General features: G+C 65.4%; 23 protein-coding genes and 1 tRNA gene. 14 read left to right on the top strand and 10 right to left on the bottom strand.

The features are described 5' to 3' along the window. Positions 1–28 precede the first annotated feature (28 nt). The 6 genes from gpmA to NTV05_14865 form a co-directional block, all read right to left on the bottom strand. On the bottom strand, positions 29–781 hold the full coding sequence (gpmA, locus tag NTV05_14890; GenBank protein ID MCX6545685.1) for a 2,3-diphosphoglycerate-dependent phosphoglycerate mutase: 753 nt from the start codon (positions 779–781) through the stop codon (positions 29–31). 82 nt (positions 782–863) lie between these two features. After that, positions 864–1,943 carry a tRNA-dihydrouridine synthase family protein gene (locus NTV05_14885; protein ID MCX6545684.1) on the bottom strand — a complete coding sequence of 360 codons (1,080 nt, stop codon included), beginning with the start codon at positions 1,941–1,943 and terminating at the stop codon, positions 864–866. 9 nt (positions 1,944–1,952) lie between these two features. Beyond that, positions 1,953–3,269, bottom strand: a complete 1,317-nt coding sequence (locus tag NTV05_14880) for a mechanosensitive ion channel family protein (protein MCX6545683.1) — start codon at positions 3,267–3,269, stop codon at positions 1,953–1,955. 68 nt (positions 3,270–3,337) lie between these two features. Beyond that, positions 3,338–4,600 (bottom strand): FtsQ-type POTRA domain-containing protein, encoded by a 1,263-nt coding sequence (locus NTV05_14875; protein ID MCX6545682.1) that lies wholly within the window; start codon positions 4,598–4,600, stop codon positions 3,338–3,340. Next, entirely contained in the window at positions 4,597–5,637 is a 1,041-nt protein-coding gene (locus NTV05_14870) for a hypothetical protein (protein ID MCX6545681.1), read from the bottom strand. The genes NTV05_14875 and NTV05_14870 overlap by 4 nt, the downstream gene beginning before the upstream one ends. A 90-nt stretch (positions 5,638–5,727) precedes the next feature. Further along, positions 5,728–8,829 (bottom strand): aminotransferase class III-fold pyridoxal phosphate-dependent enzyme, encoded by a 3,102-nt coding sequence (locus NTV05_14865; GenBank protein MCX6545680.1) that lies wholly within the window; start codon positions 8,827–8,829, stop codon positions 5,728–5,730. 80 nt (positions 8,830–8,909) lie between these two features. Here NTV05_14865 and NTV05_14860 point away from each other — a divergent pair, with 80 nt between their 5' ends. Next, positions 8,910–9,656, top strand: coding sequence for a class I SAM-dependent methyltransferase (locus NTV05_14860; GenBank protein ID MCX6545679.1), 747 nt, complete (start codon positions 8,910–8,912; stop codon positions 9,654–9,656). A gap of 105 nt (positions 9,657–9,761) precedes the next feature. Here the strand turns inward: NTV05_14860 and NTV05_14855 are convergent, their stop codons facing one another. Together NTV05_14855 and NTV05_14850 are read right to left on the bottom strand one after the other, a co-directional pair. Beyond that, positions 9,762–11,090: an O-acetylhomoserine aminocarboxypropyltransferase/cysteine synthase gene (locus tag NTV05_14855; GenBank protein MCX6545678.1), complete on the bottom strand. Its 1,329-nt coding sequence runs from the start codon at positions 11,088–11,090 to the stop codon at positions 9,762–9,764. 327 nt (positions 11,091–11,417) lie between these two features. After that, positions 11,418–12,356: a DUF1684 domain-containing protein gene (locus NTV05_14850; protein MCX6545677.1), complete on the bottom strand. Its 939-nt coding sequence runs from the start codon at positions 12,354–12,356 to the stop codon at positions 11,418–11,420. A gap of 170 nt (positions 12,357–12,526) precedes the next feature. On the opposite strand from NTV05_14850, the gene NTV05_14845 reads away from it, so the two are divergent. Then, positions 12,527–14,023, top strand: a complete 1,497-nt coding sequence (locus NTV05_14845) for a hypothetical protein (GenBank protein MCX6545676.1) — start codon at positions 12,527–12,529, stop codon at positions 14,021–14,023. A gap of 19 nt (positions 14,024–14,042) precedes the next feature. On the opposite strand, the gene NTV05_14840 is transcribed toward NTV05_14845, so the two are convergent. Further along, complete coding sequence (locus tag NTV05_14840; protein MCX6545675.1) at positions 14,043–15,239, bottom strand: aminotransferase class V-fold PLP-dependent enzyme; 1,197 nt, start codon at positions 15,237–15,239, stop codon at positions 14,043–14,045. A 337-nt stretch (positions 15,240–15,576) separates the two neighbouring features. On the opposite strand from NTV05_14840, the gene NTV05_14835 reads away from it, so the two are divergent. The 11 genes from NTV05_14835 to NTV05_14785 all read left to right on the top strand — a co-directional run bounded on the left by NTV05_14835 (position 15,577) and on the right by NTV05_14785 (position 24,554). Next, on the top strand, positions 15,577–16,224 hold the full coding sequence (locus NTV05_14835; protein ID MCX6545674.1) for an outer membrane beta-barrel protein: 648 nt from the start codon (positions 15,577–15,579) through the stop codon (positions 16,222–16,224). A gap of 6 nt (positions 16,225–16,230) precedes the next feature. Beyond that, positions 16,231–17,034 (top strand): class I SAM-dependent methyltransferase, encoded by an 804-nt coding sequence (locus NTV05_14830; protein ID MCX6545673.1) that lies wholly within the window; start codon positions 16,231–16,233, stop codon positions 17,032–17,034. After that, complete coding sequence (locus NTV05_14825; protein MCX6545672.1) at positions 17,031–17,333, top strand: MTH1187 family thiamine-binding protein; 303 nt, start codon at positions 17,031–17,033, stop codon at positions 17,331–17,333. The genes NTV05_14830 and NTV05_14825 overlap by 4 nt, the downstream gene beginning before the upstream one ends. Positions 17,334–17,449: 116 nt before the next feature. Further along, positions 17,450–18,199 (top strand): YebC/PmpR family DNA-binding transcriptional regulator, encoded by a 750-nt coding sequence (locus tag NTV05_14820; GenBank protein MCX6545671.1) that lies wholly within the window; start codon positions 17,450–17,452, stop codon positions 18,197–18,199. Further along, positions 18,196–18,741 (top strand): crossover junction endodeoxyribonuclease RuvC, encoded by a 546-nt coding sequence (gene ruvC, locus NTV05_14815; GenBank protein MCX6545670.1) that lies wholly within the window; start codon positions 18,196–18,198, stop codon positions 18,739–18,741. Before NTV05_14820 ends, ruvC begins: the two co-directional genes overlap by 4 nt. Next, on the top strand, positions 18,738–19,346 hold the full coding sequence (ruvA, locus tag NTV05_14810; GenBank protein MCX6545669.1) for a Holliday junction branch migration protein RuvA: 609 nt from the start codon (positions 18,738–18,740) through the stop codon (positions 19,344–19,346). The genes ruvC and ruvA overlap by 4 nt, the downstream gene beginning before the upstream one ends. A 4-nt stretch (positions 19,347–19,350) precedes the next feature. Continuing rightward, positions 19,351–20,370, top strand: a complete 1,020-nt coding sequence (gene ruvB / locus NTV05_14805; GenBank protein ID MCX6545668.1) for a Holliday junction branch migration DNA helicase RuvB — start codon at positions 19,351–19,353, stop codon at positions 20,368–20,370. A gap of 8 nt (positions 20,371–20,378) precedes the next feature. Then, positions 20,379–21,371: a ketoacyl-ACP synthase III gene (locus NTV05_14800; GenBank protein ID MCX6545667.1), complete on the top strand. Its 993-nt coding sequence runs from the start codon at positions 20,379–20,381 to the stop codon at positions 21,369–21,371. Positions 21,372–21,486: 115 nt separating this feature from the next. After that, positions 21,487–22,533, top strand: a complete 1,047-nt coding sequence (gene queA / locus NTV05_14795; protein MCX6545666.1) for a tRNA preQ1(34) S-adenosylmethionine ribosyltransferase-isomerase QueA — start codon at positions 21,487–21,489, stop codon at positions 22,531–22,533. 93 nt (positions 22,534–22,626) lie between these two features. After that, on the top strand, positions 22,627–23,322 hold the full coding sequence (locus NTV05_14790; GenBank protein MCX6545665.1) for a VIT1/CCC1 transporter family protein: 696 nt from the start codon (positions 22,627–22,629) through the stop codon (positions 23,320–23,322). 278 nt (positions 23,323–23,600) lie between these two features. Then, complete coding sequence (locus tag NTV05_14785; protein ID MCX6545664.1) at positions 23,601–24,554, top strand: hypothetical protein; 954 nt, start codon at positions 23,601–23,603, stop codon at positions 24,552–24,554. A 290-nt stretch (positions 24,555–24,844) separates the two neighbouring features. On the opposite strand, the gene NTV05_14780 is transcribed toward NTV05_14785, so the two are convergent. After that, positions 24,845–25,657: a Dam family site-specific DNA-(adenine-N6)-methyltransferase gene (locus tag NTV05_14780; protein ID MCX6545663.1), complete on the bottom strand. Its 813-nt coding sequence runs from the start codon at positions 25,655–25,657 to the stop codon at positions 24,845–24,847. A gap of 119 nt (positions 25,658–25,776) precedes the next feature. Here NTV05_14780 and NTV05_14775 point away from each other — a divergent pair. Next, positions 25,777–25,853, top strand: a tRNA-Met gene (locus NTV05_14775). Positions 25,854–25,892 lie beyond the last annotated feature (39 nt).

The following is a 25,892-nucleotide window of genomic DNA, read 5'->3' as shown; positions in this document are numbered from 1 at the left end:
CTGCCCCCAGCGTTCTGTGACGGCGATCCTACTGCGCGCCACCCTTCAACTGATTCGCGACTGCCTGGCTCGCCCTGGCAATGGCCTCGGGATCGCCCAGGTAGTAGTGGCGAATAGGGTGCAGATCGTCGGTGAGTTCGTAGACGAGCGGGATTCCGGTCGGGATATTGAGACCGACAATCGCGTCATCAGGGATGCTGTCCAGGTACTTCACCAGCGCGCGAAGGCTGTTGCCGTGCGCCGCTATCAGCACGCGCTGGCCGCTCTGCACGGCTGGCGCGATGGTCTCGTGCCAGATCGGCAGAAAGCGCGCCACGGTGTCCTTGAGACACTCAGTGAGCGGGAGTTCTTCCGGCCGGAGCGAGGCGTACCGCGGATCGCGGCCCGGATGACGCGGATCGTCAGGCGCCAGCGGCGGCGGCGGCACCGCGTAGCTCCGCCGCCAGATCTGTGTCTGCTCCATCCCGTGCCTGGCCGCCGTCTCGGCCTTGTTCAGGCCCTGCAGGGCTCCGTAGTGACGCTCGTTCAGCCGCCATGAGTTGTGCACGGGAATCCACATCAGATCCATCTGCTCGAGCGCGAGCCACAACGTCTTGATGGCGCGCTTGAGCACCGATGTATAGGCCACATCAAATGCGTAGCCGCCGTCGTTCAAGATCCGGCCGGCCTCGATAGCCTCCTGCACGCCCTTCTCGCTCAATTCGACGTCGGTCCAGCCGGTGAACCGGTTTTCCTTGTTCCACGTGCTTTCGCCGTGCCTCAACAACACCAGTGTCTTCATAATGGCTTCCAATGCCTTCCCGACGAAAGATACATCCTCGACGTGTCGTAGGGGCGCAATTCATTGCGCCCGTTGGGAGCGGCTATCCGGCAACCTGGGATTCGTCGCTCTCAACCTCTTCGGTCGGTGGCGGTGCCGCATCCGGGTCTACCGTTTCGTGCGCGACCAGCCGGTCGGCCAGCCACGCGTGTGCCGCGGCGTCGCCGCGAGCGAGCAGGGCCTCGAGTGGTGTCCGGCCGAAATCCCGCGGGTCCCGGCCCTGCATCGTCGGAAACGACCCGTCAGCCCGCTGCGGCACGTACCGGCACCAGAACCCGAAGTGCCACCGCGTAAAGTCAGCGACGCGCGCGCGGCCGTGTTCGTCGCCCCCCCAGTGTTCGAGGGCGAAATCGACATATCGGCCGTAGATGGCCAGGCGCTTGTCAGCCGTGATATCGCGATAGCCTTCGGCGGCCTCCCGGAAGATCCACGGCTTGATGAGCGCGCCCCGACCCACCATCACACCCGCGCACCCGGAACGCGAACGGGCCCCGGCAATCTCGTAGGGAAACAGGATGTCGCCGTTGCCCACGACCGGCACTTGCACGGCCGCAACCACTTCGCCGACGGCATCCCAGTCGGCCGCGGATCGATACCGGGCATCCCTGGTCCGCCCGTGCACGACGATCGCATCCGCGCCTCCCTCGACGGCCGCCCGCGCCTGTTCGACGTGATTGCGGGACTTCTCATTCCACCCGAGCCGGATCTTGACGGTGATAGGGACGTGCTCGACCGAGCGCTTCATTGCTTCGACGATGCGGCCGATCCGGGCCGGCTGTCGCGACAACGCGGCACCGAGACCCTTGCTGGTGAAGTAGTCGATGGGGCACCCGACATTGAGATCGACCAGATCCGCCCCGCGCGATTCGACCAGCGCGGCGGCCCAGCCCATTTCCTCAGGATTGGTGCCAGCCAACTGCACGCCAAAGAACGTCTCCTCAGGTGCACGCCGAATCAGCGCGTACTCGCCCCGGCGCCGCTGTTTGAGACGCCGCGCTACGGTCATCTCGCTCATCGTGACGCGAGCGCCCAGCGACACGCACAATCGGCGGTACGGAAGGTTGCCTCCCTTGGTGAGCGGCGCCAGCACCACCGCGTCGGTCAATACTTCGGCGAGCAGCATGAACTCATCCTACTCGAACGCGACCGGCCTGGCCGGTGTCTCGGCCGTCTCCTGGCGCACGTACATCGTCTGTGACGGCACGGCGAGCGCGGTGCCGGCCTTCTGCACGACATCCATCACGCCGAGCAGGATCTCTTCCTGAATCGCGAGGAAGTCCGCGAAATCCCGGGTTGCGATGTAAGCAAACACCTCGATGTCGAGCGACGATGATCCGAAGCGGATCAATCGGACTCGCGACGTTCCGGCTTCGAAGCGCGCATCATCGGTGAGCAACCGGCGGATGCTGGCCAGAACCTGTTCGAGTTGGGCGCGGCTGGTTTCGTAGTGCAGCGCGATGGTCGGATTGAGCAGGAACTTGTCGCGCCGGCTGAAGTTCTCGAGGTCCATTGTGGCGAGTGTGCCGTTGGGCACGTGCACCAGCGTGCGGCCGGGCGTGCGCAGGCTGGTCGTGCGCAGTCCGACGTCTTCGACCTCGCCGACATGCTGCCCGAGCCGGCAGAAATCTCCGACGAGCAGGCTGCGATCGCTCAAAACGAAGATGCCGCCGAACACATTCTCGAGCGTCTTCTGCGCCGCGAAGGCAATCGCAAGTCCGCCAATGCCCAGGCCGGCAAGCGTCGCGCTGAGGTTAACGCCGAACGCCGCCAACCCGATGAGCAGGGCAAACGCAAAGGCGACGCCCTTCAGAATGCGTCGGCCCAGTACATACGCCGACTGGGCGGTTCGCGGGTACGTCGTCAGGAGGCGATCGCGGATGCGATTGGCGACAAAGTCCACCATGCGCCACAGCCACCACACCAGGCCGAGGAGCAGCAGCACGACGACGAGCCGGTCGTAGTAGTAGCGAAAGAGCAGCGGGATGCCGAGTCGCAGAGCGATGAGGCGATGCAGGCCGATCGTCAGGAGAAACGCCGACGGCCTGACCAGCGTGGCCCAGGCCCCCGACCGCCGTGTGGAGCCAGGGCGGTGCCGGATGCGCCTTACGAGATCGACCAGTACCGCCGCGATCGCCAGCACCAGGCGCATCAGGTAGTACAGCGCCACCAGCAGCACAGTGAGCGCAATGGGCACCCACGCCGGCAGTTCGCCGATCTGGGCTGATGTCAGCGACTTTGGCAGACGCCGCTCAAGATCTGGCGTCTCGCGGCCGAGCGGATCATCAGCGACTGCCGGTGCCGGAGGCGCGGATTGTGCCGCGGGCGGGGAAGGTGCGGATTGTGCCGCGGGCGGAACAGGCGGGGTCTGGGCTGACGCCAGCCCGTGCCCCAGGCCAACGGCCAGCAGGATCAATAGAGCCGGCACCAGGGTGTTCCGTTGTTGACGCATCACCGAGCCTCCGCGCCCATTCTACCCGGTGGCTCGGATACCGTGGGGGGAGACCAGTGGTGTGGTGTTCAGAAGCGCAGGCCGGCCGTGACGTGTGCGCGCGTGCCGCCGCCGGACCCGTGCGCCACGTCGATGCCGAACTGCACGAGCGGCGCGCGAACGAACCAGCCGACGCCCACGCCGTAGCGCCGCCTGGCGTCGGACAGCCGGACCCCGTGGTCGTACACCGCGCCGGCGTCGGCAAACACGGTCAATCCGCTTTGCCCGACGCTCATCGGGGAGTGAAGCGGGATTCGCAATTCCGCGGATGCGACGGACAGATTGTCGCCGACAAACGACCCCGCCCGGAACCCTCGGAGCGTCTCGATTCCGCCCAGCAACGCCTTCTCGTAGTCCGGGAGAACGCGATCTGCCGTATCCGACACGGCCCGTACCGAGAGGACCGTCGACCCGATCAACCCGAGGTACCCGCGGGCCTCGAGGCGGTAGCGATATACCGCGGCGCCCGCCCTTGGGCTCAGACGGTTCCACCAGGCGCTGGCGTAGATGGCATTGCGCGGAAACGCCGGGTTGTCGCGCGTGTCAACAATCACGCCCGCGCCGTACGTCGCAAGCCGATCGCGTTCTTCTCCGAATGTCACATCCGACCACGCGCCATGCAGCCCGAGGCTCACCGCCTTCCACGCCGGAGTCACCACGTCGGCCCATACGCTCTTCCTGAAGTCGCGAACGTCGAATCCGGGATTGTTCCTGCTTACCAGCGACCCACCAGCGCGGAGCCGCTTGAACGGCCCGCCATCCACCGTCGTATCCAGCTCGACGGCCGCCTGGCGCGTTCCGCCCCAGGTGAGCGGCACGGTGACCCGCCCCTGCTTGCCCAGCACCTGCACGAAACTGATCCGGCCTCCGTACGTCAGGCCGTAGCCGTCCGCCCAGTCGAGCGCCGGCATCAGCATCACGCTGTCACCAATCCGCCGGAGTGGACCGGGAACGCCTCCGCCCTTGTCCGTCGACGGATACTCCTCGACGACGATGATGAGCGACACCTGATCGGTGGCCGTGAGCGACCGCAGCCGCTTGCGAACTTCAACCGACTCGAACCGGCCGGATTTCCGTAAGCGTTCGGCGATCGCCTCGATGCCAGTCGAATCAATGGTCCCTCCGACCTTGACGTCGGCCAGTGCGAGCACATCAGCGTCCGGCGTCCGGTAGTTTCCGTGGATGCGAATCTCGGACACGATGTCGGACGTCTGGGCCAATGCGCGCGACGCGGCCGGGGGCATGAGCCCGAGGCCGATTCCAAGCGCCATCACCCCGAACCGCCGGATCACTTGTCGTCCTTCGGGACATACGCCCTGATGCGCGCGCTCACCTCGCCCTTGCGGTAGTCGTAGAACGATCGGTCATACGTGAAACGGTACGACCCGGTCGCCAATGTCGCGCCAGCCCCAAAGCTGATCTGCTTCGGCAGCCACACGTTCTCAAAGTACCTCCCCATCGTCATCGAGGCCCGTGCCTCGTCCACCCGTACGATCGCCCGGCCGGGCAGGAACCCGAAGTCGGCGTTGTCAAACGCGTACTTCACGATCTGGCGATCCTCCGAATCTATCCACATGGTGACGCGCGAGACCTTGTTCAAGCTGCGCTGAATGTCCTGCTCCAGCTCGTCGTCCTTGTTGCGCTCCTTTGGCGAAGGCTTGCTTGTCTTGGACTTCGTCCGCTGATCCTTCGAGGCCATCTGCGCATTGCCTGTCGCGTTCACAGACGTGGTCGTGCCGTTTTCTTCTTCGTCGTCCTTGAACATCCGCGACGGGTAGTACTCGACGATGACGACGTCACGCTCTTCCAGCGTCCCGCGTCCGACAAGATAGTAGTTGCCCGGCTCGAAGGGGAACTTCATGAAGTAGGCCTCCGAGATGAACCGCGGCTCGCCGGACTGCCGAACCACGTCTCCCACGCCGGTCACAATCTTCTTCGCGTCGCGCTCCTTCTGTCGCTGTTCCCTTTGCTTCTCGTCGGCCATCCACTTCTGCTCGTACTGCCGCCGCTCGGTTTCGCCGAGCGCCACGCCATTGGCCTTCACCGGGCTTCGCACGAGGTATCCATCTTGCACAAACCAGTGAAATTCCCGGTCGAGACCATCGAGGCGAATGCCGCCAGGTCCGACAATCAGGAATTGTTCACGCTCGCTGAGGATGTAGTCGTGGAGGGTGCGCCAGTTGTCGTTCCGGCGCTCGAGCACCTTCGCCATGAAGGTGTCGAGGTCATTCAGCGGCGTCACGGTCGTGGGCTTCTGTTGAGCGTGACCGGTTCCCGTCAGGAACGAGACGCTGGCGCATGCCAGAAACAGTCCGATAGACGATCTCATCCTCACAGTGGCACCTCCGGCAGACACACGCGTCCCTGTTGAGCGTAGACGAACTTCGCGGTCGCCCGGTTCAACGAGATTGCGGGGAGTTCACTTTGCGGGCTCGTTGCGCGCCGTCTCTTCGAGGACGTGGTCCAGCGTCACCACCAGGACGTCGGCGTCGTGAATCGTGAACACGAGCGGAGGTTTGATCTTCAGAACGTTGTGCAATGGGCCGTCGGTACTGACCAGGACCCCTCGATCGCGCATCCGGTTGGCGACGATCCCGGCCAGGGCGCCCGCTGGAGACAGCGTCTCGCGGTTGAGTACGAGTTCGACGCCGACAAAGAGGCCAAGCCCGCGCACATCGCCGATCGCTCGATGCCGTGACATGAGGTCTTTCAGGCGAGACAGCAGATGCGTCCCGACTTGCAGCGCCTGCGACTGCAGGTGTTCGCGCTCGATGACATCGATGACGGCCATGCCAATCGCGCAGGACACCGGGTTGCCGCCAAACGTGTTGAAGTACTCCATGCCGTTGGCGAATGCCCGGGCGATCTCGCGAGTCGTGATCACGGCGCCAAGGGGATGCCCGTTTCCGATGGGTTTTCCTAGCGTGACGATGTCGGGGACGACGCCCTGCGTTTCGAACGCCCAGACATGGGTGCCGACTCGTCCGAATCCGACCTGGACCTCGTCAGCAATGCACACGCCGCCCTCGTTGCGCACGTGGCGGTACGCCTCCGCGAGGTATCCCGGTGGCAGCACGATCTGGCCGGCGCAACTGAGGATCGACTCGGCGATGAAGGCGCCAGGCCGACCGCCCCGTTTCACGATCGTGTCGACGGCGTCGCCGACGTGCGAGGCGTACAATGCCCCGGCGTGACTCGCCGGACCGCGGTACAGCCCCCGGTAGACATCCGGCGTCGGCACTTTGTGGATGTGCGGGGCGGCGCCGCTGCCCCCTGGTCCGTCGAACTTGTAGGGACTGATCTCGACCAGGCTCGTCGTGTTGCCGTGGTATGCAGCATCGACAACCACGGTCTCGCGCGAGCCCGTAACCGCCCGGGCGAGCCGCAGCGCCAGTTCGTTGGCCTCGCTTCCGGAGTTGACGAAGAAGCACACGCGCAGCGGGTCGGGCAGCATCGCCGACAGCCGATCGGCGTACTGCGTCAAGGCGTCATGCAGGTACCGGGTGTTGGTGTTCAACACGGCCATCTGGCGCTGGCCGGCCTCGACGACATGCGGATGGCAATGGCCGACATGCGGCACATTGTTGACGGCGTCCAGGTAGGCCTGGCCACCCGCGTCGTACAGGTGCTGCATCCACCCCCGGACGATGGTGAGCGGCCGGCGGTAAGAGACGCTCAATGACGGCCCGACGTGCTCGCGGCGCGCCGCGAGGAGGCCCGCGCCTGACGGACGCGGGACGGCGGTGACGCCACCGGGGATCTGCAGAATCAGGTAGGGATCGGGACTGAGGCTCAGCCACACCTGTCGCTCGGACGGCCGTGCCACTCCCGGGAAGTCGCCGTGGCAGCCCAGCAGGTCCATGATGATCTGGAAGTGCAGGTGCGGCGACCACCCGCCGTTCTCAGACGAGGTCCCAATGGTCGCGATCTGCGTGCCGCGCGCTACCGCCTGGCCCTCACGAAGCGATCTGACCGACTCGCGCGCCAGATGGCCATACAAGGTGTAGAAGGCGTCACCACCCGCTCCCGCGCGATGTTCCAGGATCACCGTCGGCCCATAGTCGCCCTTGCCGGCATTGTCGGCCACACTCGTGACGTGGCCATCGAGCGGGGCCAGGACGCGTGCGCCAGCCCGAACGAACAGGTCGGCGCCGAGATGCACCGTGCGCCACTCCGGTCCGTCGTTGCCGGGCGTGCTGAACATGTCGTCCGAGTAGATCGCGCGCACTTCGTCGTATCGCCCAATCCCGATCGGGGACCCGGACCGGGCCATCCGGCCGAACAACTCCCGCGAGAAGGCATCGACGTCCGCCCACAGTGTCGGCGCGCCGGCCTCCGCACTGGCCACGCCGAGATCGAACCGCACCGTTGTGGCGGTCCGGGGATCCGGATCGAGTACCGGACGAACCGCCGAGGCGGAATCTCGCAGCCACGACACCACGCGTGACGCGGTCGGGCAGGGTTCAAGTCCGCACGCAGCCCGAAGTGTGGCGCGTGCCAGAGAGGGGTTGACCGTGGCCAGGCGCGCCAGCGCGTCCCACGCCGGTCGCTCGCTGATGACGAGGTACTGGTTGCCGGGTTTCGCGCGCTGCTGGATGGCCGAGTTGACGACGCTCACGGCGAGCCGGCTGCAGATCAAGGGGAAGATGGCGTCGATCTCCGGTTCTGTCAAACGCCTGGCGACATGGTAACCGGCGACAATCGACGCGCACGTCTTGAGCGGATCCGGCTTGTCGAGCAGGGCATACGCGCAGGCGACGGCCACTTCATTCGCCGTCCACGTGCGCAGCATGTCGCCGAAATCGACGACCGACACCACGCGGCAGTCGTACGGAGCCGCGCCAGCCACCAGCACGTTGTGGTCGTTTGCGTCGTTGTAGATCACGCCCACGCGAAGCGACGCCGCCAGCCTCGCGATCTCGTTGTCGGCCCACGCAGTGACTCGCCTCACCAGTTCGCGTCGCGCGGGGTCAACGATCTGATCGATGTGATCGCCGATCCAGGACGCCCCCCGCGGATCCCACTTGAGATCGCGATCCGCGGCCGGGTGGTCGAACGACTCCAGCGCCGCGTCCAACTGGCCCAGATAGCGGCCCAGGCTGCACAGCAGATCCGGCAGATGCGGCGCGACGTTAGCAAGCATCGTGCCGGCCACCCAGGTCAGCAACCGGACCTGGTGTGGTCTTCCGCGATCGTCGGTGAGCGTCTCGATCAGGCGCCCGGCCAGGGAGGGACAAATGCGAGGCAGCGTCAAGTCGGGCGCATGTTGCGCCACATGGCCCAGCGCCTGGTTCTGGAGGTCCAGCGTCCGGGAATCCTCCGTGGCATTCGAGACCTTGAGCACGAAGCGCTGGCCGTCCCTGGCCGTCAGCAGGAAGTTCTGGTCGCGCTCGCTGGGAAGATGCTCGGCGGCGGCCGGGATTCCGTACAGCCGCTCGGAGGCGGCGACGGCCTGGTCGCGTGTAAATGCGGGGAGATCAAACGTGATGGCAGGCATCGGGTAATGATATCGTCTTCGCATTCGTGTCTGACACCAATGACACGCGCGGCCGGCTGCCGCGCCCATAACGCCAATGACGGGACGAGGAGCACGAGTTGTCGATGACGTTCACCGGTCGTCTGCTCCCGCTGCTCAGCCGGCTGAATTTCCGGCGCGTCGAGGAGTGCGCCACCGTGATCGAGTGGCTGGACGCCAGGCCAGGGGAGCGGATTCTCGACATCGGGTGCGGAGACGGCTCCTATGACTGGCGAATCGCCAAGTCGGGGGCGACGGTCGTCGGAGTTGACGCCCACGCGGCGAGGATGGCGACCGCCCGGCGCTGCTACTCTGGTGACCGGACGGAATTTGTTCTTCTGGATGCCGAGGCGATCGACTATCCCGAATCCTCGTTTGACAAGGCTGTCAGCCTCTGCGTGATGGAACACCTGGGCTGCGACGAGCGCGTGATGAGGAATGTCTCGCGGTCGCTCAAGCCTGGGGGCCGTTTCGTGTTCTCGGCGGACAGTTTGTCGAATCGGGAGATTACTGCGGCGGAACGGGAGCGGCACCGGAAGCGCTATGCCGTCAGCACGTTCTATACGATCGACAACGTTCGAGAGAAGCTGACGCGGACAGGATTCGAGATCGAAACAGCTCGGTACATCCTGTCGTCTCCCGTTGAACTCCGACTGGTCCGCCTCTCGTGGAAGCTCGACGATCTCAGCGGCGCGATCCGCATCCTGCGACCGGCGGGGTACATGGCCCTCGGAGGGCTGTGGGCATTGGCGTCGCTGTTGCAAGGCCACCGGCGCGGCGCGGGCGATGGAGGATTGACCCTGCTCGTCCGCGCCAGACGACTCGCGCATTGAGATGGTCCCCGCTTCGCCGGCGGCGCCCGCACAGACAACTCCGAGCGCGCTGCCGCCACGCGCCGTGTTCCAGCAGCGACGCATCCCCGGCGCCCGTGATTACCATCACGCAGCCCTTATCCCGGACGCCGCCGCGGCAATGGCCTGGTCCAGATCCGCGATCAGGTCGGCGGCGTCCTCGATGCCGATCGACAGGCGGACGAAATCATCCGGCACTCCGACGGCCAGGCGCTCCTCCGCCGACAACTGCTGGTGCGTCGTTGACGCCGGGTGAATCACCAGGCTCTTGGCGTCGCCGATATTCGCCACGTGGCTGAACAGGTGCAGGTTGTCGATGAAGCGTTTCGCGGCTTCAAATCCGCCGCGAATCCCGACGCCGATGATCGCGCCAGCTCCCGACGGGAAGTACCGTTGTGCGCGCGCGTGGTCGGGGTGGCCGGCCAGACCGGGGTAGTTCACCCACGCGACATCCGGGTGCCGCGTCAGCCACTCGGCGACGTGCCTCGTGTTGGCGCAGTGCGCCGCCATCCGATACGAGAGCGTCTCGATGCCTTGCAGGAATAGAAACGCATTGAATGGCGAGAGGCACGCGCCGAGATCGCGAATCCACTGCACGCGCGCCTTCGTGATGAACGCCGCGCCAGGGGCGACCGCGCGCTCGTGGGTGCCGAACAGTTCCCAGAAGACGATCCCGTGGTACGACGGGTCCGGTTCGGTGAATTCGGGGAAGCGTCCGTTGGCCCAGTTGAAGCGGCCGGAATCCACAATGGCGCCGCCGATGGAGTTGCCGTGTCCCCCGATGAACTTCGTGAGCGAATACACGACGATATCGGCGCCGTGGTCGATGGGCCTGAAGATGTGCGGTGACACGGTGTTGTCGACGACAAACGGCACGCCGGCGTCGTGGGCCACGCGGGCAATCGCCTCAAGGTCGTCCACGTTGTTTGTGGGGTTGCCGATTGATTCGGTGTAGACCAGCCGCGTGTGGTCATCGATGGCGCGCGCGACGTTGGCCGGGTCGGACGTATCGACAAAGCGCGTCTCGATGCCCAGGCGTTCGAGCGTGTAGTGGAACATGTTGTACGTCCCGCCGTACAGGAAGCGCGAGGACACGATGTTCTGGCCCGGTCGGGCCAGCGCCAGCACGACCGTGATGACGGCCGCCTGCCCAGACGCGAGCGCCAGGGCACCGACTCCGCCGTCGAGATCCGCCAGCCGGCGTTCGAGCACCTCGGTGGTCGGGTTGCCGATGCGCGTGTAGATGTGTCCGCTCGCCTGCATCGAGAACAGCGCCGCCGCGTGGTCGGCCGATTCGAAGACGTACGACGAGGTCTGATAGATCGGAACGACGCGGGCGCCGACTGCGCTGTCTGGAGACTGGCCGCCGTGCAGAGCCAGTGTGGCGGGGCCAAACGAAGAGGGTGACGTCGACATGAGCAATCCTCCGGGGTTAGAAGCCGGGCGTGCTGCCCGGCGACAATGCCGCTGTACATAGAGAACACCCGCCGACTGGCTGCCCAGTGCGGCGGGTGTTCGTGGTCCCTCTGGCTTCAAATCTGCTGCGCTACAGGCCGGACACGATCCTCCCACCGACGCTGGTCATTCGCATGACCAGCATCCGCATGACCATCATCGCCGGACGAGGGAAACCGAGCCGTGTTGCCATCAGAAGAAGGAGCTTACCGGACGATCGGGACGCCTGTCAACTACTTCGTATCCATATATATCTATTCGTAGATACAAATGGAAACGCAGATGATGTCAGCGCGACGGGTGAGGATTCAACTCGCCCGCTTCGATGCGGACCGCCAGCGCGTTCTCCTTGGGCGGAAGCGGGCACGTCGCGTACGGCGTGAAGGCGCAGGGCGGGCTGTGCGCTTTGTTGAAGTCCAACACCATCTGACCGTTCGATGGCAGATCGGCGTACAGGAACCGCCCGCCGGGATAGGTGTCCTTGCCCGTCGTCAGGTCGCGGAAGATGAAGAACAATTCTTGGGCGTTCGGGCCGTCGAGCACGGCGTGCAGTCGATACGAGCGGCCGCCCAGCGTGAACTCCGCATAGCCCGGACTCGGCCAGGGTTCGACGTCGCCGAGCACATTGACAATCATGATTGACGTCGGCGCCGCATGAGCCACGAAGCGGGCCGTCACCCGGTAAGACGGTGCGATCGGGAACCACCGGACGCGACGAAAATCGCGGCGGGCCTGGCTGTCGGTATCCCGGACACGCACGCCGCATCTCTGACCGCGCGTGATCACGAACATCGTGACGGTGCCGATCGAGACCGTGTCGTAGCGCCCCGGTTGCGCGCTGAGCACCTGAACGCCGGCAGGCTTGCCGTTGATCCGGACATCCACCTGCGGCGCCGGCTTGAACGTGACCGTTCCTGAGGCGTAGACGAAATCCCCGATTCTGGCCGGCGCCGATCCCGCCGCCAGGGAGATTCGGCACGCCGGGTCGGCTCCCGCGCAGTTGGTGCCCTCCTGCAGCCAGAACAACCCGACAAGCGTCAGCCACCCGTCGTCGGTCTTGAGGGCCGCCTCTCGCGCAACGCGCCATTGATCGATGCTGCGCGCATAAGCCTGATCAGCCGGCGGCGCCTGCGCGGTGGCGACGCCCGCCATCAGAGCGGCGATCAGCAGGGTCGCGTACACTGTCGGGCGGGGAAGTGTCGATGGGCCGTGATGATATCGATGCATGGTCCTCAGATTCTAGATCCTTAGATCGCTTTCTGGGGCAAACTGCACCTGCGGATTCTACGCCAGACCATAGTATTCATGCCGACCATCTGGGGCGTCGTCGTCGCAACCACTCGTGTTGTACCCCGCGTTGACGACAGAACCGCCATAGTTCCACAGGGAGGATGCGCATGTCAGCCGATGGGCCAGCCCGCGCGCGCCTGGGTCGTCGCATCACGGTAGCGGTCATCGTGCTGGTTCTGTGGGGGCTCATCACCCACGGCACGTATGCGGGTTCGGGTGACGAGCCGCACTACGCGATGATCATGCATTCCATCGTCTTTGATCGTGACATCGATCTCACGAATAACTACGGGGATCCGCGCGTGCTGGTGTTCGGGGGCAAACTGGAACCCGAACGCCATGCCATCGTCGGCACGAACGGTCGCCTCCGTCCCGTTCACGACATTGGCATGCCCCTGATGTTTGCACCCTACTACGCTCTGGCTTATCCGCTGGCGGAGTGGTTGGCTGGGCACGCCCCGCACGGCCTGCTCGAACGCACCCGCCTCAATGGGCCGGTGATTCTGAGACATCTTCTGAGCCTCGGCATGATCGCGGTGACCGTGTTGATCGGCCTGCGGCTCTACGATGTGTTCTTCGATATGACGGGGGTGCCAGCACGTGCCGCCAGCTGGACCCTTCTGTTCACGCTCTCCCCGCCGCTGCTTTCGCATTCCTTCCTGTTCTTCACCGAGATCGTGTCAGCGTGGATGACGTTGGTCATCTGGATGACACTTCGTGACAGGATGCCGACGACAAGAAGCGCTCTCCTCGCCGGGAGCCTGACTGGATATCTTCTGCTCGTCCACGTTCGCAACGTCGGGCTGGTGGCCGCGTTGCTTGTTCTCGGCGTGAGGCGGTGCTGGCGCGCACAGCCGAGAACCGGGCCCCTCGTGTCGTTCATGACGGCGGCCCTGGTCTTCATTGGCATTCGGACGCTCGTGAATTATGAGTTCTGGGGTACGTGGATCATGACGCCGCACGCCCGGGCGGAATGGACCGGCGGCGCGTCGGCGATGGCGGCTGAGACAGCCGCGCGGCTCCTGGGCTGGCTCTTCGATCAGGAGCACGGACTTCTGGCCTACGCGCCCATCTACCTTCTCACGCTGCCGGGTCTGGTGTTCCTCTGGAAGCGCTCACGTGAGTGGTGTGCCGAGTTGATCTTCGTGTTGGCCGCGTACGTCGGTCCGATGGCCGTGCCCCTGCTGAATCCCCATGGGTGGCGAGGTGGCTGGTCTCCAGCCGCCCGGTTTCTGGTGCCGGTCGTGCCGTTGCTGGCAACGGCAGCATTCTTTGCGATTACGCGCCTCGGACGGCTCCCGATAACCGTACGTGCGTTGGTTGCGCTGCAAGTGCTCCTCAACATCGTCGTCTGGCAGCATCCGAAGTTGTTGTGGAACGACGGATCCGGCGCGAGCAGTCTCCTCCAATTCTTCGCCGGCGGCAGCCGGTGGCTGGCCGACAGGGCACCGTCCATGGACCTGCCCTGGTCGTCTCGGACAATGGTCGGCGTGGCGTGTGCGTCGATGGGATGGGTGATGTGGACCGCCTGGCTGATCCGGCGATCGCCGGGGGGATCTCTCGCCCGCCCCCACAGTGACGAGGCGAGCATCCTCGACCGGTAGGCGGAATCCGTGCGGCCCGTTACGTCACCACGGACGTGGAGGGGGCGCCGGCGTCGTAGTCCTTATCGCGCACGATGCGCGCCAGTTCGCGCATCACTGCGTCGACTTCGTCCATCGTGTTATAAAAATGCGGCGAGATGCGGATGCCGACGCCGGGCCGATAGTCGACTACGTAATCGCGAGCCTTGAGCGCACGGGACACGTGCTTCGCGTCAGGCACGGCGACCGCGACCGTGCCCGCCAGCCGCCTCGGGTCGCGCGACGCCACCGACGAGAACCCATATTCGTCGACCAATTCGAGCAACCGCCTCGTCATCGACGTCGACGCCTCGCGAATCCGGCCGATGCCGACCTGCTGAATGATGTCGAGACCCGGCAGGGCCGCGTAGAACGCCGGGATGGCGGGCGTGCCATTCATCATCCCCATCCCGTCTTCCCGCAGCGCGCCGTCGTCGATGTCGAAGTCGAACGGGCGTTTGTGCGCGACCCATCCGGTCAGGCCCGGAGGCCGCTCCGACTTGATCCACGGGGCGGTGTAGAGAAAGGCGTTGCCGGGCCCCCCGCACAGCCACTTCAGGCAGCCGCCGACGAAGAAGTCCACGCCCATCGTCGCGACATCGACCGGGATGATCCCCGCAGACTGGTAGCCGTCGAGAATGACGACAGCGCCCACCTGGTGTGCGCGCTCGATGACGGGGGCGGGATCGACGATGTAGGAACTGCGAAAGAGGACGTGGGAGAGGGCGACCACGCTGGTCCGATCGTCGATGGCCGACGCGATGTGATCTCCGGGCACCGAGAGGTCGTCGAGCGCCGGCACGATCTTCAGTTCAAAGCCGAGCGCCGCCTGCGCGCGGTAGAGATAGACCATCGACGGAAAGTCCATCTCGGTGCAGACGATCCGGCGACGGCGACCCTCACGGCGCAGGCATGACAGCGCCACGGCCGACGCGGTCGTGACGTTCTCGTGCATGCTGACCGATCCGGCCGGCGCGCCGATGATGCGCGCGACGCGGTCGCCGACCTCTCCGGCGAGTTCCCACCAGCGCTCTTCCCACGCCCGCACGCCGCGCGTGGCCCATGCGTCGGCGTACTCGGCAAGGGATCGGGCGACGTCGCGCGGCATCGCGCCGAGCGAGTTGCTGATCATGTAGACCGATCGCGAAACGATCGGAAACTGGTCGCGCCAGCGGGCGAGGTCATCCATGTGGGCCATCGAACGTATTATGCACACCTTGGGGACCGGGTCAGCCTTTCCCTGGGATCGCCGCCCCTCGACCTTGCTCGGGGCGTCCTGAGCAGCGCCGAAGGACGGGCTCCCCGACTTCGCTCGTTGAGCTACGGTCGAGGTCTCGCCGTAGCGCTACGCGCGGAGGCGGACAGCCCGGCCTGCAGTCCTGTCGGCGTGCCCCGTCTGGGGCTGTTGTAGACTGGCGGAGCAATGCTCGACGACAAGCGAGCCGGCATGACCACTCGCCGGACTTCGCCGGCCGCTGTTCGCGGTCGCGGCGAGAGTCTCGCGCGGCCGGAACATCTGTCTCCGTGAGGTGACCATGATCAGACGACGCGCAGCCGTGATGATGGCGATGGTGTGCCTCATGGCGCCGGCGTCGCTGCTGGCCCAGGCTCGAACGATCGCGTTGACGGCCGGCGCGACGGCTGTCGGCCCCCTCTCGGGCAGCGCCAGGCAGTTCACCACAGGATTCGGCGTCGATCTCGGCGTCACCTGGAATATCGGCGAACAGATCGGTCTCAGGTTCGACTATGTCCGCACAACGCTCGGGGCAAAGGACACGCCGCAGTTCCCCGCGTCCGGTCCGGTCCACGTGGAACCGCGCATGCAGTTTGGAACCGCCGACGTCGTCTTTCGGGCACCGGCACAACGAGTTCGCATCTACGTGACCGGAGGCGTCGGAATCTACCACCGCAGCGTCAGCCTGACCGTGGCGACCGACGATCCGATCTCGGTCTGCAACCCGTGGTGGTTCGTGTGCTTTCCCGGCCCGGTGGCGGCAGACCGAGCGGCCGCGACGCGATCGACCACGGATTTCGGCGTCAATGTCGGCGCGGGAGTCGCCATGAGCCGCTTCTTCGCCGAGATGCGGTATCACTACGTGTGGGGCCCGACGTTTTCCACGCCTGCAGGCCCGGTGCCGGCGACTGGCAAGTTCCTGCCGCTTGTCGTGGGCATGAGGTTCTAGAACCATATGTCGATGGAAGGCTGGCGAGGCTGGGACGACTACGCGCGGTTCTACGACTGGGAGAATGCCCAGACCATGGGCCGTCGCGACGTGAAGTTCTGGCAGCAGATGGCGCGGAAGACCGGCGGGCCCGTGCTCGAACTGGGTTGCGGCACGGGACGCGTCTCGCTGCCCATCGCGCGCACCGGTGCTCAGATTATTGGCGTCGATCGATCGGCGTCCATGCTGGCGCGGGCACGAAAGCGGACGAGGCTGGCGAAACTCGGCGCACATCTGCACCTGGTTCGGGGCGACATCCGGTTTCTGCCCTTTCCGGCCGCGAGCGTCTCTCTGGTTGCCGCCCCGTATGGGATTCTCCAGTCGCTGCTCGATGACGACGCGCTCGATGCCGCGCTGGCCGCCGCGTTTCGGGTGTTGAAGAAGGGCGGCACCTTTGCCATCGACATGGTGTCCGATCTGGTGTCGTGGCAGGAATACGATCGGCGCGTCAAGCTGCGCGGCACCATGCGTGGAAGCAGGGCGCGCATCACGCTGATCGAATCGGTCCGCCAGGATCGCTCGCGCGGCGTGACCGTCTTCGATCAGGAGTTTGTCGAACGGCGGGGCACGAGCCGGCACGTGCACAAGTTCTCAATCAGTTTCAGAACCGTGTCGGTGCAGGAGATGACACGTCGTCTCGAACTGGCCGGCTTCGCCGTCTCGGCCGTGCTCGGCGACTACAACGGCGGGCCGTGGGACCCCCGTGCGGACGTCTGGCTGATCGTGGCCCGCCGGGCACGCCAGGAGGGAAACGTAAGGAGGATGCCGTGAAAGTCATGGTGGATGTCGCTGTGGTGCCGATTGGTGTGGGCGTGTCGCTTTCGAGCTACGTCGCCAGGTGCGAGCAGGTCTTCAAAGAGGCGAATCTGACCACCCGCCTCCACGCGTACGGGACCAACGTCGAAGGAGAATGGGACGACGTGTTTGCGGCCATCAAACGCTGCCACGAGGTTGTTCACCAGATGGGGGCGCCGCGCATCTCGACGGTGATCAAGGCGGGCACCCGCATCGACAAGGTACAGACGCTCGACGACAAGGTGCACAGCGTCGAACAGAAGCTGAAGAAGTAGGTGAGGCTGCCGCGTCCGGCGTCCCGGTCGTCGTCTGGCTTCGCGCGGGTTGGCTATGCTACGATTAACACGCATTTTTCCGGCCGTTTTCCTCGAGATGTTGCTGGAGTTTCCGCATGTCTGGCCATTCCAAGTGGGCGACGATCAAGCACAAGAAGGGCGCCGCTGATGCCAAGCGGGGCCGCACATTCACCCGGATCATCAAGGAACTGACGGTGGCCGCCCGCGGTGGCGGCGGCGACCCCGATACGAACCCGCGGCTTCGCACCATCATCGCCGACGCGAAGAACGCGAACATGCCGGCCGACAACATCAAGCGGGCCATCCGACGTGGTACCGGCGAGGAACCCGGCGTCCAGTACGAAGAAATCACGTACGAGGGTTATGGTCCGGGCGGGGCGGCGCTGCTCATCGAGGCGATGACCGACAACAAGAACCGGACCGTTGGCGAGATCCGGCATCTGCTCGGCAAGTACGGCGGCAATCTCGGCGAGACCAACAGCGTTCGCCGGATGTTCGAGAAGAAGGGCTACATCGTCATCGAGAAGACGAAGGCCGCGGAAGATACGCTGATGGCCGCGGCGCTCGACGCCGGCGCCGAGGACTTGCGCGACGACGGCGACAACTGGGAAGTGCTGAGCGCGCCCGACGTCTATCCCACTGTCAAGGAGGCGATTGACAAGCTCGGCATCGAAGCGATCTCGGCGCAGGTGTCGATGATCCCCACCATCTACGTCTCGCTCGAGGGCCGATCGGCCCAGAGCATGATCAAGCTGCTCGACCTGCTCGAGGATCACGACGACGTGCAGCACGTCTGGTCGAACGCCGACATCAGCGAAAAGGACCTCGAGGCCTCCTACGCGTGAAGGTGTTCGGCATCGACCCCGGCTCTGAGCGGACCGGTTACGGCTGCATCAAGACTGATGGGAGCCGGCACACACTTGTCGCGTGTGGCGCGATCGCCACATCCCCCAAGGCCGAGTTTCCCGACAAGTTGCTGACCATCTACAAGGCGCTCGGCCTGCTGCTCACGAAGCACCGGCCGGACTGCGTCGCGATCGAAAACGTGTTCTACGCAAAGAACGTGCGAAGCGCGCTGAAGCTGGGCCACGCGAGGGGCGTGGCGCTGCTTGCCGCCGTCGAGGGCGGATACCCGGTGTTCGAGTACGCGCCGGCCGAGATCAAACGGGCCGTGGTTGGGTACGGCCGAGCCGAAAAGCAGCAGGTCGGTGAGATGGTACGCCTCATGCTCGGCCTGACCGATGTCCCGGCTCCTCACGACGCGGCTGACGCCCTGGCGGTGGCCATCTGCCACGTGCATGCCAGCGGGGGGCCCGTGGCCGCGATCGTAACCGGCGCGAAGCGGGGCGCCCGCGGAGCGAAAAGCTGGCGCGAGTACCGCCCATGATTGCGTTTCTGCGCGGCCGGCTGGCCGAGAAACAGCCGAACCGGATCATTGTCGACGTCGCCGGCGTGGGTTACGACGTGTCTGTGCCGTTGTCCACGTTCTATAGACTTGGCGAGCCCGGCGCCGAAGTCGCTCTTCGCGTCCACACGCACGTGCGTGAAGACGCGCTGGCGCTTTACGGGTTCGTGACGGTGTTCGAGCAGCAAATCTTCGAGCGGCTCATTGCCACCAGCGGCATCGGGCCGAAGCTGGCGCTGGCGGTACTGTCCGGGATCGATCCAGCCGACCTGGTGCGCGCGGTGCAGGCCGGAGATGTCGTGCGGTTGACGGCGATTCCCGGCGTGGGCAAGAAGACGGCGGAACGCATCTGCCTCGAGCTCAAGGATCGCCTGCCGACGGGCCTCGGTCTCGAGCCCGGCGCGGGCCGGGAAGCAGACGAACCGGGCGAGGATCTTCGCCGCGACCTGCTCTCGGCGCTGCTGAACCTGGGATATCATCGGCCTCTTACAGAGAAAGCTGTGGACGCGGCGCTCGCGCGAGTTGAGTCGCCGACCTTCGAACTGGTGCTCAAACAGGCGCTGCGCGAACTGGCGCGTCTGAGCTGACACGATGCCTGACGATCGAATCGTCACACCCGTACGCGAAGACGAGGACACGGTCTTCGAAGCCGGGCTCCGGCCGCGGACGCTCGACGAGTACATCGGCCAGGACCGCGTGCGCGAGAACCTCCAGGTTTCGATCACGGCGGCCAGGCAGCGGAACGAAGCCCTGGATCACGTGCTGCTGTACGGTCCGCCAGGACTCGGCAAGACGACGCTCGCCTACGTGATTGGCAACGAACTCGGCGTGCCGGTGCGCTCGACGTCGGGACCGGTCCTCGAGAAGCCTGGCGACCTGGCTGCGATCCTGAGCAACCTCAAGGAGCGCGAGGTCCTCTTCATCGACGAAATCCACCGCATGGCGGCGACGATCGAGGAGATTCTCTACCCGGCTCTCGAGGATTACGAGCTCGACATCATGATCGGCCAGGGCCCAGGCGCCCGCTCGGTCAAAGTGCCGCTGCAGAAATTCACGCTGATTGGGGCGACGACGCGCGCGGGGCTGCTGACCTCGCCGTTGCGGAGCCGGTTTGGCATCGTCCATCGGCTCGACTTCTACGGCGACGACGACCTCGAGGAGATCGTGCGCCGCTCGGCCCGCATCCTGGGCGTCGCCACCAGCGATGAGGCGGCGCGCGAGATTGCGCGGCGATCGCGCGGCACGCCGCGCATCGCGAATCGGCTGCTGCGGCGCGTGCGCGATTACGCGCAGGTGCGTGCCAACGGGGACATCACAGGCGAGACGACCAGGGCAGGACTGGAGATGCTCGAGGTGGACGAGCATGGCTTTGACGAGATTGATCGCCGCCTGCTCCGCACGATTATCGACAAGTTCGGTGGCGGGCCGGTGGGTGTCAACACGATTGCGGCGGCGATCAGCGAAGAGAAAGACGCGATCGAAGACATCTACGAGCCGTTTCTAATTCAGATCGGCTTTCTTGATCGCACGCCGCGGGGGCGGGTGGCGACAGCCCGCGCTTATGAATATTTCGGCCTCAAGGCCCCAGGAAGGGATTCGGGACTGTGGTGAACGGACACATGCTTCGACCGACGCGCATCAGTTCGCTGGCAACCTATCTGCCTCCCGGCATTCTCGACAACAAGAAGCTGAGCCAGATGGTCGACACCACCGACGAGTGGATTCTCCAGCGCACGGGTATCCATACCCGGCATATTGTCGATAAGGGCGTGGCGACGTCCGATCTGGGCAAGGAAGCCGCGTTGAAGGCCATCGCGCAGGCGGGGCTTACGCCGGCCGATATCGACCTGATCATCGTAGGCACGACGACACCGGACATGTTCTTTCCGAGCACGGCGGCGCTCATCCAGAACAAGATCGGCGCACCCGGGTGCTGGGGGTTCGATCTGGCGGCGGCCTGTTCCGGCTTCACCTTCTCGCTGGCGGTGGCCAGCCAGATTGTGTCGACCGGCAAGAGCAACCACGCGCTCGTCGTCGGGGCCGATGTGATGTCGAGCATCATCGACTACACCGACCGCACGACATGCGTGCTGTTCGGCGACGGCGCAGGCGCGGTCGTCGTTGAGGCGGCCGCCGAACCCGGTCTTGAGATTCTCGGCTTCGAGCACGAGATCGATGGCAGCGGCGCGCCGGCGCTCCAGATGCCGGCGGGCGGCAGCTTGCGGCCGGCTTCCCACGAGACGGTGGATCAGCGCCTGCACTTCGTGAAGCAGGACGGCCAGACCGTGTTCAAGTTCGCCGTCCGGAAGACCGAGGAGATCAGCCGCCGGATCCTTGAGAAGCACGGCTTCGGTCCAGACGATGTGGCGCTCTTCGTGTCGCATCAGGCCAATCGACGCATCATCACGTCGGCCGCCAGCCGGCTCGGTCTTCCCGATTCGAAGGTGATGCTCAACATTCAGGATTACGGCAACACAACCGCCGCGACCATTCCGCTCGCCCTGCAGGACGCCATCAAGCAGGGCCGGTTGAAGAAGGGCGACCTGGTGCTGCTCGCGTCGGTTGGCGCCGGCTTCACCGTCGGATCGGTGCTGTTGCGCTGGGCGTTCTGAACTTGCTTCGGCCGGGATTCGGGGTTCGGGCGCGCGCCTGGGATCGCCGGGCTCCAGCCCGGCCTGAGGTCCCGGTAGCGAGACTCGTGAAACTCCGTGTCGTTGGTCTCTCCCCGTGAAAGTCGCCGACTTCTCGTTCGACCTGCCGCCTGAACTGGTCGCGCAGTTTCCGCCCGGCGAGCGTGGGGCGTCACGTCTGCTCGTGCTCGATCGGCACACCGGTGCGCGCACGCACTCCGCTGTCGCCGACCTGCCGCACTGGCTGCGGGCAGGCGACCTGCTCGTCCTCAACGACACGCGCGTCTTTCCTGCGAGGCTCATCGGCACACGTGAGCCGGGAGGCGGTGCCGTTGAGGTGTTGCTGGTGGCGCGGCTGGACGATGAACGCTGGGAAGCGCTCGTGCATCCCGGGCAGCGTCTCAAGCCAGGGCGCCTGCTGCGGTTCGAGCGCGGCGGCCGCGTGCTGCAGGCCGAAGTGCTCGCACAGCGGTTCTTCGGACGTCGGGAAATCCGTTTGTGGACCGACGAACCGTGTCCCGTGATGGATGTGATCGAGGCGATCGGCCGCATTCCCCTCCCGCCCTACATCAAGCGCGCGGATCTCGATCTGGACCGCGAGCGCTACCAGACCGTCTTCGCCCGCGAGCCCGGGTCGATTGCCGCGCCGACTGCGGGGTTGCACTTCACCGGCCCGCTGCTGGCACAACTGGACGCTGCCGGTATCGAACGCGCCGACATCACCCTGCACGTCGGGTACGGCACGTTCAAGCCCGTTCGAGTAGACGAAGTGGAGGCGCATACGGTCGACGCGGAGCATTACGAGATCGGACCCGACGCCGCGGCACGGATCACAGCCGCGCTCGACGCCGGCCGCCGGCTCGTGGTGGTTGGCACGACGACGACGCGCGCGGTCGAGACGGCCGTGGCGCATGGGGCCGGCCGCGTCGAAGCGGGAGCGGGCGAGACCGATCTGTTCATCTACCCGGGCTACCGGTTCCGGGCCGTTGGGGCGCTCGTCACCAACTTCCATCTTCCTGCTTCGTCGTTGCTGATGCTGGTGGCGGCGTTCGGAGGGCGGGAGGCGGTTCTCGGCGCGTACGCCGAAGCGGTCGCGGAGCGCTACCGGTTCTACAGCTACGGCGACGCAATGTTGATAACGTAAGCGAGGGTCGAACCTTATTTCACTTTCTGCCATCAGCCCATCCGGGTGGTGCGAGAGTGAAACGAGGTCCGACCCCACTACCGAGGAGAGCACATGCCAGTGACGCCCCACGTCGAGCATCACTTCACCGCCGGCGAGACTGTTCGCGACGTGGTCATCGGCATGTCCGATGGTCTGACGGTGCCTTTTGCGCTGGCCGCCGGACTGTCGGGTGCGGTGGTCGCATCGCGCATCGTCGTCACGGCCGGCCTGGCCGAGGTGGTGGCGGGATCGATTGCCATGGGCCTGGGCGGCTACCTGGCGGCGCGCAGCGACGCCGAGCACTATCGGTCGGAGCGGAGGCGCGAGGAGCAGGAAGTCGTCGAGACGCCCGAGCGCGAAGTGGCTGAGATCGAGGAAGTGCTGTGCGCGTATGGTATCGACCAGGAAGCGAGTGCGCCGGTCGTTGCGGCGCTTAAAGCGCGGCCCAAGGCGTGGGTCGACTTCATGATGAAGTTCGAACTCGGGCTGGAGGAGCCGGATCCGCGACGAGCCCTGCACAGCGCCGTCACGATTGCCGGATCGTACGCTGTCGGTGGTTTGATTCCGCTGCTGCCGTACATGCTGCAGAGCACCGTGGCCAGTGCGTTGCCGGCATCCATAGCGGTCACGGCGCTGGCGCTGGCGGTGTTCGGCTACATCAAAGGTCGCTTCACCGGCGCGCACGCCGTGCGCAGCGCAGTGCAAACGACGGTGATTGGCGGATTGGCCGCCGGTGCCGCCTTCGCGATTGCTCGGGCGATCAGCTAGCAATCGCTTCGGCGGGCCAAGGCCGCGTGCGCCATCGCGAGAGCGATCAGTTAGCGACGACTGCGCGCAGTCGCAGGTCACGGGTGGGCGGTTCCTCCGCGTCCCCGCGTTCTCTTCTCTTGGTTCGAGGGGCCGCTTCGGAAGCCGCCCAGCCGTGCCTTTGGGGGCTGCGCGGAGAATACAGGATTTGGGATTCGCCTGGGCTCTTGCGTTTCGCCGCGCGGGTAGCTACCGTCTACTGACGACTGACGAGCGTCCACCTCCTGCAGGAGCGCGCCGTGACTTTTCCTTACGAAGAATTCGACCTGTCGGATGTTCACACATATCCGCTCGCCTCGCGCACGAGCAAGGCGTCGGTTGTGGATTTTGCGACGCCACATCAGCGTGGCGACGGGGTCGCCGCCCTTGTCGATCGCCTGCCGAACATCCTTGGCGGCGCCGACTTCCGCGCAGTAGTGCAGGCCATTGTCGAGGCCCGCGCCAGCGGCGGCGGGATCATCTGGGGATTCGGCGCGCACGTCGTCAAGACCGGCGTTTCGCCGATTCTGATTGATCTGGCGCGGCGAGGGTTCGTGTCGGCGTTTGCGACCAATGGCGCTGGCATCATCCACGATTTCGAGATTGCGTTGGCCGGGTCCACATCAGAGGACGTCGACCAGACGCTCGGCGCAGGCCGATTCGGCATGGCCGAGGAGACGGGGCGTTTGCTGAATCGCGCGATCAACGAGGGCGTGAACCAGGGTCTGGGCATTGGACAGTCGGTGGGGAAGTTCCTGGTCGATGCCGCACTGCCGTTCGGCCATCTGAGCGTGGCGGCGACCGCGGCGCAACTGGGCGTGCCGCTGACCGTCCACGTGGCGCTCGGCACCGACATCATCCATATGCACCCGGATGCATCAGGCGAGGCGCTTGGCGCCGGCAGCCTGCGCGACTTCCGTTACTTCGTGTCGAACGTCGCGCGGCTCAACCGCGGCGTGTATCTGAACTGCGGTTCCGCGGTCGTGCTGCCCGAGGTCTTCCTGAAAGCCGTCGCGCTCGCCCGCAATCGCGGCATCCCGCTCACCGGGCTGACGACGGTCAATCTCGATTTCGCGCGGCTGTACCGCCCGCAGACCAACGTGGTGACGCGGCCAGTAGCTGGCACCGGCGGCCACGGCTACAGCCTGGTCGGCCAGCACGAGATCCTGATTCCGCTGCTCGCCGCCGCGATCATTGAAGCCGCCCACGATTAGGATTGGACTGGCGGCGCGTGCGGTCTCCACGCCGCAGTCCCGCTCGCACAAGCCGGCAAAATGGACCTTGCCAGGGCTCGTCGCCGGTCTGACGTATGCGCTCTTCGCGCAGCCTGTCTTGGCCTTCACGGACCACCTGAAGGGCCTCGACTGGCGAGAGAGGCGGGCGGTTTTCGCGTGCAGGCTGCCTGGCGAGATTGTGGCCGACGTCCTGAGCCGGCTGGCGACACTGCTGGGGCCGCCTGTGTAACACGCCGGGAGTCATTCTGGCGACGAGGCGTTGCGCCTGTCTACAGGTTTCGCGTGGCCAGCACTTCGCGGGCCGGCGCGCGATCGCCGGTGCAGCTGATTCTGCGAGGCGCGGCCAGGAACTTCAGCGCGTAGCCGAGGCGCTCGTAGAGGGCGACGATGCGCGGAGTCGCCTGGTTCGACAGAACGACCGGGCCCGGATGTTGAACGAGCCATTCGGCAAGACGAACCTGGTCGCTCCACGAGAAGCCGCCGCGCGCGTACTGCGTGAACGGCACGTCATAGGGCGGGTCCGCGTAGACGAAGTCGTCGGCGCGCAATCGCAGCCTCTCGAAATCCGCGCTCCGGAACTCCCAGTTGTCGAAGATGTCCGCGTAGCGGTCGAAATCCCTGGCGTACGTGATCCGCTTGTAGCGTCCAAACGGCACGTTGAACTGGCCGCGGCTGTTGAAGCGGCAGAGCCCGTTGTATCCCGTTCGATTCAGGTAGTAGAACAGCGACGCCGCTTCGATCGTGCGGGTTTTGCCGGCCGCCAGCAGATCGTTGAAGCGCAGCCGATGGGCATAGAACGCCGCCGAGTCATTCTCCATCTCGAGACGAATCGTCAGTCCCCGCTTCAGATGACGATAGATGTTGATGAGATGGGGATTGATGTCGTTGAGCAGCGCCCGCTGAGGCGCCAGGCCCAGCGCCACCGCGAGGCCTCCGCAAAACGGTTCGACCAGTCGGCTCGTCTGGTGAGGAGCCCACAACGGCCTGATGTGCGGCACCAGCCACCGCTTGCCACCGGCCCACTTGAGCGGCGGGCGACGCGCTGCCGGGGTGACGTCGATCGCCGTAGGGCCGTGGGCCATTGGTGAAGTATACGGTGCGCGATGGCCGCTTCCCCTGTCCAGGCTCAGCGGTTTTCCGAAGTTCCACCACGTGCTGGGACTCTAACCCCAATTTCGGTGTGATAAAATCGTTGGGTTACGCCGGTGTAGCTCAGATGGTTAGAGCACGCGGCTCATATCCGCGGAGTCCGGGGTTCAAGTCCCTGCACCGGCACCAGTATATCGAGGGGTCGTGCGTCGGCAACGTTCGGCCCCT

This window comes from Acidobacteriota bacterium (assembly GCA_026393755.1).
Lineage (GTDB): Bacteria > Acidobacteriota > Vicinamibacteria > Vicinamibacterales > JAKQTR01 > JBAXOX01.
The sequence above is the reverse complement of the archived record's forward strand: the minus strand, read 5'-3'. Positions and strand labels throughout refer to the sequence as shown.

Excerpts from the sequence above, each read along its gene's own strand:
- NTV05_14840 (MCX6545675.1), bottom strand. The coding sequence starts at position 15,239 with ATGGCCCACATGGATGACCTCGCCCGCTGGCGCGACCAGTTTCCGATC.
- gpmA (MCX6545685.1), bottom strand. The coding sequence starts at position 781 with ATGAAGACACTGGTGTTGTTGAGGCACGGCGAAAGCACGTGGAACAAG.
- NTV05_14860 (MCX6545679.1), top strand. The coding sequence starts at position 8,910 with ATGACGTTCACCGGTCGTCTGCTCCCGCTGCTCAGCCGGCTGAATTTC.
- NTV05_14885 (MCX6545684.1), bottom strand. The coding sequence starts at position 1,943 with ATGCTGCTCGCCGAAGTATTGACCGACGCGGTGGTGCTGGCGCCGCTC.
- NTV05_14780 (MCX6545663.1), bottom strand. The coding sequence starts at position 25,657 with ATGGCCCACGGCCCTACGGCGATCGACGTCACCCCGGCAGCGCGTCGC.
- NTV05_14865 (MCX6545680.1), bottom strand. The coding sequence starts at position 8,829 with ATGCGAAGACGATATCATTACCCGATGCCTGCCATCACGTTTGATCTC.
- NTV05_14855 (MCX6545678.1), bottom strand. The coding sequence starts at position 11,090 with ATGTCGACGTCACCCTCTTCGTTTGGCCCCGCCACACTGGCTCTGCAC.
- NTV05_14845 (MCX6545676.1), top strand. The coding sequence starts at position 12,527 with ATGTCAGCCGATGGGCCAGCCCGCGCGCGCCTGGGTCGTCGCATCACG.
- ruvB (MCX6545668.1), top strand. The coding sequence starts at position 19,351 with ATGCCTGACGATCGAATCGTCACACCCGTACGCGAAGACGAGGACACG.
- NTV05_14830 (MCX6545673.1), top strand. The coding sequence starts at position 16,231 with ATGTCGATGGAAGGCTGGCGAGGCTGGGACGACTACGCGCGGTTCTAC.
- NTV05_14850 (MCX6545677.1), bottom strand. The coding sequence starts at position 12,356 with ATGCATCGATATCATCACGGCCCATCGACACTTCCCCGCCCGACAGTG.
- NTV05_14880 (MCX6545683.1), bottom strand. The coding sequence starts at position 3,269 with ATGCGTCAACAACGGAACACCCTGGTGCCGGCTCTATTGATCCTGCTG.
- NTV05_14870 (MCX6545681.1), bottom strand. The coding sequence starts at position 5,637 with ATGAGATCGTCTATCGGACTGTTTCTGGCATGCGCCAGCGTCTCGTTC.
- NTV05_14800 (MCX6545667.1), top strand. The coding sequence starts at position 20,379 with ATGCTTCGACCGACGCGCATCAGTTCGCTGGCAACCTATCTGCCTCCC.
- ruvA (MCX6545669.1), top strand. The coding sequence starts at position 18,738 with ATGATTGCGTTTCTGCGCGGCCGGCTGGCCGAGAAACAGCCGAACCGG.
- NTV05_14820 (MCX6545671.1), top strand. The coding sequence starts at position 17,450 with ATGTCTGGCCATTCCAAGTGGGCGACGATCAAGCACAAGAAGGGCGCC.
- NTV05_14835 (MCX6545674.1), top strand. The coding sequence starts at position 15,577 with ATGATCAGACGACGCGCAGCCGTGATGATGGCGATGGTGTGCCTCATG.
- NTV05_14790 (MCX6545665.1), top strand. The coding sequence starts at position 22,627 with ATGCCAGTGACGCCCCACGTCGAGCATCACTTCACCGCCGGCGAGACT.